The 6,784-nt window shown below is 69.0% G+C and carries 4 protein-coding genes; 1 reads left to right on the forward strand and 3 read right to left on the reverse strand.

The window, feature by feature from the left end; translation table 11 throughout:
* Window positions 1–150 precede the first annotated feature (150 nt).
* Together ABZS64_RS14075 and ABZS64_RS14080 are read right to left on the reverse strand one after the other, a co-directional pair.
* Window positions 151–879, reverse strand: coding sequence for a GntR family transcriptional regulator (locus tag ABZS64_RS14075; RefSeq protein ID WP_355827951.1), 729 nt, complete (start codon window positions 877–879; stop codon window positions 151–153).
* Window positions 880–1,437: 558 nt separating this feature from the next.
* A complete protein-coding gene (locus ABZS64_RS14080) occupies window positions 1,438–3,810 on the reverse strand; it encodes a collagenase (RefSeq protein WP_355827954.1) in 2,373 nt (790 codons plus the stop codon).
* 192 nt (window positions 3,811–4,002) lie between these two features.
* On the opposite strand from ABZS64_RS14080, the gene ABZS64_RS14085 reads away from it, so the two are divergent.
* The gene (locus tag ABZS64_RS14085; RefSeq protein ID WP_355827957.1) at window positions 4,003–5,388 is read left to right on the forward strand and encodes an aminopeptidase P family protein; all 1,386 of its coding nucleotides are present in this window, start codon (window positions 4,003–4,005) and stop codon (window positions 5,386–5,388) included.
* On the opposite strand, the gene ABZS64_RS14090 is transcribed toward ABZS64_RS14085, so the two are convergent.
* The gene (locus ABZS64_RS14090; protein WP_355827960.1) at window positions 5,375–6,505 is read right to left on the reverse strand and encodes a PP2C family protein-serine/threonine phosphatase; all 1,131 of its coding nucleotides are present in this window, start codon (window positions 6,503–6,505) and stop codon (window positions 5,375–5,377) included. The two genes, ABZS64_RS14085 and ABZS64_RS14090, sit on opposite strands and share 14 nt — an antisense overlap.
* Window positions 6,506–6,784: the final 279 nt, after the last annotated feature.

Here is a 6,784-nt window from a genome sequence, read left to right on the forward strand (position 1 = left end):
GGTAATCAGCGGTGCCGGGCGTGCCGGAACTCATGGGCTCGCTCTCCATGCCTGAGTGGTGGTGACCTCCGCTTCTGAGATCACCACCCCGGGTTGGGTCGGGACGCTACGCCCCTCGGGTCAGTCGACCAACGGCGATGATGTTGCAGGTCAGCGGGCCTGGCTGCCGATACGTGTGCCGAGGGTGCGCTTCGGGCGGGGTTCGACCGGCTCGTCGCGGGCCTGGGCCCACAGGGAGCGGACATGGCCCAGGTGGCGCGCCATGCAGGCTTCGGCGGCGGCTTCGTCGCCCGCCGCCATCAGGTCGAGGAGTTCCAGGTGTTCCTCGGCGGAGGAGATCAGCTGGCCGCGTTCGTCGAGGCGGGTCAGACCGTAGAGGCGGGAGCGCTTGCGCAGCTCGCCGACTGTTTCGACGAGACGGTCGTTGCCGGCCAGTGCGAGCAGGCCGAGGTGGAAGCGGCGGTCGGCGTCCAGGTAGCCGATGAGGTTGTGTTCGCGGGCCTGCGTCACGATCTCCTCGGCGATCGGGCGCAGCACTTCCAATTGTTCCGCGGTCGCGGTCCGGGTGACCTTGCCGACCGTCGGGACCTCGATCAGCGCGCGCAGTTCGGTGTACTGGTCGAGATCGCGTTCGCTGACTTCGGTGACCCTGAAGCCTTTGTTGCGTACGGGTTCGACGAGACCTTCGCGGGCGAGGTCGAGCATCGCTTCGCGTACGGGGGTTGCCGAGATGCCGAAATCGGCTGCGAGGCCAGGTGCGGAGTAGATGCTGCCGGGGCGCAGTTCGCCGGCGACGAGGGCGGCGCGCAATGCGTGGGCCACCTGATCGCGCAGCCGTTCCTGGGCCGTGATCAGGTTGCGCTGCTTCAGGTCGCCCATGGCATGTCCTCCGGATGATGCGGAGTGCCAGCGTACAATGTCACGTTTCAACGCCGGGGCAGGGCTGCCGCTTTGGGGTGCCCGGGCATTGAGTGTCTCTGTCGGTCGGTGTCCCCTGGCGATGGCCCTGTGGGAATACGGGAGATCAACGCGCCCGTTGCCACCCGCAATAGGATCACGATCTTCAGGAGGAGAGCGCGATCAGGTGGCCCTCCCGACCATGCCGTCGCCCTGGCCCGCTTCACCTTTCCGCTGCGCAGCTCCGTGCCTGAGATCGGCCTGCGGACCGCCGGCGGGGCCGGGCTCGTGCTGACCACGGCCTGCGGCATCCTCGCCGAGGCGGCACGGCTCCGTCCCGGCGACACCGTTTTGACCGGCTACAACATCGGTGACGTCAGCTGCCGGGCCCCCCGACCTCCTGCGAACATGGGGAAAGACACTTCTGGCCGTGTAGCGGCTGGCGGGCGGTCCCGTCGCAGGTCAGGACGGGACCGCCCTTGGGCACGGCTGTGAGAGGTCACGCGGAGCCGGGGGAAGGCGGCCCGCGGAGCCCGTCTTTCAGGTGCGCAGCGGTCCCTCGCAGCGGTATGTCGCGGTGCCCGCTTGGCCGTTGCTCCAGATCTCGACCGGCCCGAAGGAGCAGTTCATGTCGGCGAGGTTGTTGGACACGGCCCCCGCGCGGTCGAGGATGAAGTAGTCGACCGCCTCGGACATGTCCTTGAAGACGCGGTCCGGGCTGCCCGCGTCCGAGAGATTCGCGGTGATCTTCCCGGTGCATGTGAAGCGCCGCTTGCTGGGATCGCCGCCCTCGGCGCACATCGGATCGGCGTACGTAGCTGCGGCGAAGGCCGACCGTACGGCTTCCGACGTGGCGTCCCTGAGCTTCTCGTTGGGCGTGAAGGTCGTGTTCGGCACGAACAGATCGTCGACCTTGGCGATCTGCGCGTCGAGGAAGCTGTCGTACGACCGTTGCAGCGCTGCATCACCACCGAGACGGCTGCGCCAGGCGTCGAAGCCCGCGGGGTCGTTCGCCCGCAGGTATCCGTACATCTCGCGGAGCAGGGCGGGGTGTTCGGTCCACAGGAACTCGAAGAAGGTTCCCGCGTAGTTGTAGAAGCGGAAGCCGTCTCCTTCGTACGTCGCGTGCAGGAGCTGGTTGACGGTCATCCGGGGCTTGCCGCCCGCGGTGTCGTTGATGATTCCGCGGACCAGGGACTTGCGGACCGCGATCCCGTCGTGACGGGTGGAGCCGTCGAAGAACTCGGCCGTCCCCTCGTCCATCGCGGTCGTCCGGTCGCCGCTGTACCAGGGGCCTTCGCCGAAGTAACCGGGCACGGCCCAGCGGCCGTTGAGGTAGTGCGTGTACTCGTGCCGGAAGAGCTCTTCGAGAGTGAGCGAGGAGTCCTGCGGGACCCGGCGCTGATAGGTGTAGAAGGTGGCGCCGCGCTCGATGTAGATGCCGCCGTTCTCGGTGCCCATCCCGGTCAGGATCGGGTGGTAGACCTCGTAGTCGGCGCGCGATCCGTAGAGGACGATCGTCAGCGAGGTGTTGGTGTCGCCGGCCAGTGGCTGCTCGGTGCCAAGGACTCGGTGGAAGTGCGCCTTGACCTGTTTGCTCGCGTAGTAGAGCTGGTCGACGGTGGCTCGGTCGAGCCCGGTGCGCACCTTGATGGCCCCGTTGTCGTAGGTGTACGTGTACGGGAAGATCTGCCGCTCGATGTCCTCCTTGCACACCGCGTACGGCTTGCACGCCTCGTAGAAGTTGAGCCACGAGACGAGTGAGGCCCACGGGCGGCTGCCGTTGCCGAAGTTGGACCGTGCGACGGGCAGCAGGGCTCCGAGGTCGGGGACGATCTGCGCCTTGAGGGCGTCGACCTGGCCGAAGCGGCCGTATTCGCCGAGGGCGTCGCGTACGACCCACTCGTTGGCGGTGCCCTTGAGGTGCGTGTATTCGGCGAAGGCCCTGAAGGACGCGCGGTACGAGGCGTTCTGGGTGACCACGTTGTGGAAGGCCGTGTCCCGGTTGCCCGGATAGATGCCGAGGTAGTTCACGGACAGGGCAGCCAGGGCCGCGCCGCCCCAGGAGGCGTTGTCGTACTGGCCGGGGTGGTACCGGTCCATCGTGGCCAGGACTTTTCTGATCAGCGCGAGCTGGCTGTGCCGCAGGCCGGGGGCGCTGCCGGTGTAGAGCGACTCGCGCAGGGTCTCGGCGTTGGTCCGCGTGACGTCGAAGGTGCGGGCCGCGGTGCCGAAGTCGCCGATGGCGCGCCGGAGTATCTCGGTGGTCGGGGCGTCGGTGATGTCGATCTCGGGGCGCGAGAAGTCGTGGTATACGACGGCATGGAGATAGGTGAACATCTCCAGCAGATGGGTGCTGTTGCGGCCGTCGTGGCGGGCGGCGAGCGAGGAGATCCGTCGGCCAACGGCCTGGACGTGCGCGTCGGACATCACCGGCGCGAGCCGGGCGTCCCAGGTCCAGATGAGGCCACGGAGACAGCCGTCGGCGGTGACGGCCGGGTCGGCGAGGAAATCGGCGAGCTGCTCCGGCGCGAGGCGGGTGATGCCGTCGAGGGTGCACGGGACACCTGCGGCAGTCGCCGAGGCACTGTGGGCCGCGTTCTTCTTCCCCGGGCTCTGGGGGCCGGGGATGCGGCCCTCGGCCAACTCCCCCGGTGCGGAGACGGGCTTGGTAGTGGGCTTGGGAGCCCTGGCGAGACGTTCGACCTCGTCGAAGGGGTTGTCGCCGTGTGCGGCCGCGGGCCGGGCGACCGGACCTGGCCGGGCAGCGAACGCGGCGGGTGCGTCGGGGGCCTTCCGTCCCCGGTCCGCACCTCCGTCCACGGCTTGGGCGGTCTGCCCTAGCGGGGCGAGCAGGGCGACGGCGATTGCTCCTGCGAGCAGGGGCCTGCGCACGGATCTGAGCTGGGACACCGATGACTCCTGATGTGGGAGGTGGGAGGTGGTTGTGACGGTGTGACAGCGGTGCAGTCATCGCGAACTGCGCGGGTACACACGGGACTTGACTCGGACCCCGACCCGGCGAGCGCGATGTGACCCGTAACATAGTAATGTGAAATTGCATTGACAACCCCTCAGCGCCAGTCCGTCTTCGAGGAGTTCCCCGTGACCGTCGACGAAGCCGTCACGCACCAGCCCGCGCGCCCCCGCACGGGCAGCCATGACCTGCCAGTCTCACCGGAGTTGGCCGCGTTCATGAGCAGCGGCTGGGCGGGTACGCCGCTGCCGGCCCACGCCCGCGTCCCCGCCCACGCCGTCACACCGGCCCGCCGCGCCCGGCTCTCCGCGCTCTTCCCGGGCGAGCGACTGCTGATACCCGCCGGGAAGTTGAAGGTCCGCTCCAACGACTGCGACCACCGCTTCCGCCCGCACAGTGCGTACGCCTGGCTGACCGGCCTCACCGGCGAGGACCAGCCCGGTCACGCACTGGTCCTCGAACCGTCCGGGCCGCACGGCCACGAGGCGGTCCTGTATCTGCGACCCCGATCTCCCCGCAACGGCGACGAGTTCTACCGCGACCGGCGGTACGGCGAATTCTGGGTGGGCCGCCGTCCAGACCTCGCCGAGGCCGAACGCCTCACCGGAATCCGCTGCGCGCACCTGGACGGCCTGGACCGGCTGCCACCGGCCCGGGACGCCTCCAGCGACACCGAACTGGCCACCGCACTCTCCGAACTCCGCCTCGTCAAGGACCCCTGGGAGGTCGCCCAACTCCAGCTCGCCGTCGACCACACGACCGCCGGATTCGAGGACGTCGTCCGCGACCTGCCCCGGGCGCTGACCCATCCGCGCGGCGAACGCCACATCGAGGGCGTCTTCGGACTGCGGGCCCGCACGGACGGCAACGGCACCGGCTACGACACCATCGCCGCGTCCGGTGCCCACGCCTGCGTCCTGCACTGGATCCGCAACGACGGCGCCCTGAACCCGTCCGAACTCCTGCTCCTGGACGCAGGCGTGGAGACCGACACCCTCTACACGGCCGACATCACACGCACGCTTCCGCTGTCGGGCCGCTTCTCCCCCGTACAGCGTCAGGTGTACGAACTGGTCCTCGCCGCGCAGGAGGCAGGGATCGCCGCTCTCAAACCGGGCGCGAGCTTCCGGGACTTCCACCGTGCCTGCATGCGGGTCATCGCGGATGGCCTGACGGAGTGGGGCGTTCTCGCGAGCCCCGATGGCGACCTCCACCGCCGCTACACACTCTGCAGCAGCGGCCACATGCTCGGCCTCGACGTCCACGACTGCGCCAAGGCGCGCGTCGAGACCTACCTCGACGGCGTACTGGAGGAGGGCCAGGTCCTCACCGTGGAACCGGGCCTGTACTTCCAGCCCGACGACGAGACCCTGCCGCCCCAGCTGCGGGGCATCGGCGTACGGATCGAGGACGACCTGGTCGTCACCGCGTCCGGCGCCCGGCTGATGTCCGCGGCGCTCCCGCGCACCCCGGACGCGATCGAGGAATGGATGGGCACGCTCACCGCAGGCTGACGCGCGGCAGGCGCTCCATCGCCACCATGGCAGCGTCGTCACCCAGATGTCCGCCGGCATGACTCAGAAGGTCTTCGCACAGGTGGCTGAGGAGGGCCTGAGGATGTTCTCCGGACCAGGCGGCCACCCGCTCGACAAGGGGGTAGAAGGTGCCGGACGGGTCCCGGGCCTCGATGACTCCGTCCGTATAGAGCAGGATGATGTCGCCCGGTTCGAAGGCGAAGCTCTCGGCAGCGAAGTCGGAATCCACGAATTCGGTGAGACCGAGGGGTGGTGCCGGGTGGCGCACTGCCAGCGGGGTGACCTGGCCGCCGCGCAGCAGCAGCGGCGGCGGGTGCCCACAATTGATTACGAGAAGGACCGACTCGTTGTCCGGGACGTCCAGGATGGCCGCGGTGACGAATGCCTCGCCGGGATCCTCGGTGTTCTGGGCATCGGCTCCGGGGTCGTCCAGGTTCGAGGAGACGGTTCCCTCCAGATAGGCCACCAGCGCCGGCAGGTCGGCCTGCCTGTGGGCAGCGGCCCGGAAGGCACCGAGGACCAGAGCGGCGTCCCCGACCGCCGCCAGGCCCTTGCCCCGTACGTCGCCGATGATGAGCCGGGTCCCTTGGGCCGTACGGGCGGCGGCATACAGGTCGCCGCCGATCTGTGCCTCCGCTTCGGCGGCGAGATAGACGGAGGCGATGCGCAGCGGGCCGACCCGCTGCGGCAGCGGCCTCAGCACTACCTGCTGTGCGGCCCGCGCCACGGAGCGGAGCTGGACGAGTTGCTTCTCGTGCTGTTCTCGCAGATGGGCGAAGAACGTCACGAATACGGAGATCAGGACCAGCGCGATGATCTGGAAGGTGTGGTTCAGGTCGGTGAGGTTGGTGCGGGCCATCGCCACCACCGTCTGGGCCAGGACTGCGACCGCGCCGATGAATGCGGTCGTCCGAGGCCCGGCGAACGAGGCTGTGACGGCTGGAGCGGCGACCAGGAAAGGGCCGAGGTGGACATCGGGGGGAGCCAGGATGTCGACCGTCGTGACGATCGCGATCATCGCGAGGGGCACCGCCAGAAGAGCGTGACCCGGCTCCCATGACCAGCGATTACTCCCGCGGAGTCGTCCTGGACTCATACGTCCTGCATACACCGCACCGTGGCTCGGCGCTCACACCGCCATGCCGGGTGAATGCGCACGTCGTGACAGGAACCGATGCCGCCGGGACCGGTTCGGGCGGGCTGGGAGCCTGGCTGTCCGGGTGGGGCCGGGCGGCCGCTGTGGAAGCGGTTCACCCGGCCCCGTGACCGTTGCGCGGCGGGCGCCGCGCGGACGGGATCAGCCCTCGACGACGCCGGACTTGGCGATCGTGACCTTCGCCTTCGGGGCGCCGCTGCGCGAGCCCAGACCCTCGAT

The organism is Streptomyces sp. NPDC005408 (assembly GCF_040606445.1).
Lineage (GTDB): Bacteria > Actinomycetota > Actinomycetes > Streptomycetales > Streptomycetaceae > Streptomyces.

Coding starts and splice junctions, on each gene's coding strand:
- ABZS64_RS14090 (WP_355827960.1), bottom strand. CDS start 6,505: ATGAGTCCAGGACGACTCCGCGGGAGTAATCGCTGGTCATGGGAGCCG.
- ABZS64_RS14075 (WP_355827951.1), bottom strand. CDS start 879: ATGGGCGACCTGAAGCAGCGCAACCTGATCACGGCCCAGGAACGGCTG.